Source organism: Micrococcus sp. HG099, assembly GCF_024723355.1.
In the GTDB taxonomy this organism is placed as follows: domain Bacteria; phylum Actinomycetota; class Actinomycetes; order Actinomycetales; family Micrococcaceae; genus Micrococcus; species Micrococcus endophyticus.
Genome location: NZ_JANQCJ010000258.1, coordinates 1 through 1061, shown reverse-complemented (window position 1 = coordinate 1061; position 1061 = coordinate 1). Strand labels below are relative to the sequence as shown.

Below are 1061 nucleotides of genomic sequence, written 5' to 3'. Positions count from 1 at the left end.
GACCGGGGCGCAGCCAGCCCGGATCGACTTCACGGGTGCGGACCCCGCCCCCGGGGAGACCGTCGTCGACCTGCGCGGCGGGACGCTCACGGACCCTGGCCAGGAGCAGCGGATCTCCGGGCTCGAGGCGGACGGCATCGCCCCGGCGACGCTCGCGGGCTGGGCCGCCGAGCTCGCCGACGACGTGGTGGACCTGGGCCTGCTGCCGGCCGATGCCGGCGCCGGCGCCCTCTTCCCGCCGGCTGACGTCGGCACCCGCGACGCCGTGGACGCCCTGCGCGTGAGCCTCGAGGCCGGGCCCGACGGCGGCCCGGGCGCCCTGGCCCTCGACCTCGCCGCCGACGGCCCGCACCTGCTCCTCGCCGGCACCACGGGCTCGGGCAAGTCCGACCTCCTGCTCTCGCTGCTCCTGGGGGTGGCCGCCCACCACCCGCCGGCCGAGGCCGCCTTCCTCCTGCTGGACTTCAAGGGCGGCGCCTCCTTCGGTCCGCTGGCCGCGCTGCCGCACACCATGAGCCTGGAGACGAACCACGTGGGCGCGGCGTCCCTGCGGGCCCTGAACGCGATCCGTGCCGAGCTGCACCGGCGCGAGGCCCTGTTCGCCGAGGCCGGGGTGAGCGACTATCCGGCGTTCCGCCGCCGGCACCCCGAGGCGGCGCTGCCCCGCCTCGTGGTGGCCGTGGACGAGCTGCGGGTCCTCGTGGACGACCACCCGGACGCCGCCGCCGTGCTGCAGCGGCTCGCCGCCACGGGCCGCTCCCTGGGCTTCCACCTGGTCCTGGCCACGCAGCGCGCCACGGGCGCGGTCGGCTCGGACCTGCGCTCCAACCTCGGCAGCACGATCGCCCTGCGCACGGCCACGGAGCAGGAGTCCTGGGACCTGGTGGGCACCGCCGCCGCCGCGCGCCTGGACCCGCGTCGGCCCGGGTCCGCGATCCTATCCACGGCGGGACGCGAGCCCGTCCCGTTCCGCGCCTCCCGGTGGGCCGTCGACGGCGGCGCCCCCGTGTGGCGGCGGCTCGGCGAGGCGGCGGAGGCGCCGGCCGCGGCGCCGTGGGAGG

The 1061-nt window shown here is 78.7% G+C and carries 1 protein-coding gene; it reads left to right on the top strand.

What is annotated here, in order from left to right:
- A partial coding sequence (locus NWP10_RS12075; protein ID WP_258301063.1) for an FtsK/SpoIIIE domain-containing protein occupies nucleotides 1-1061 on the top strand: 1061 nt, incomplete at both ends.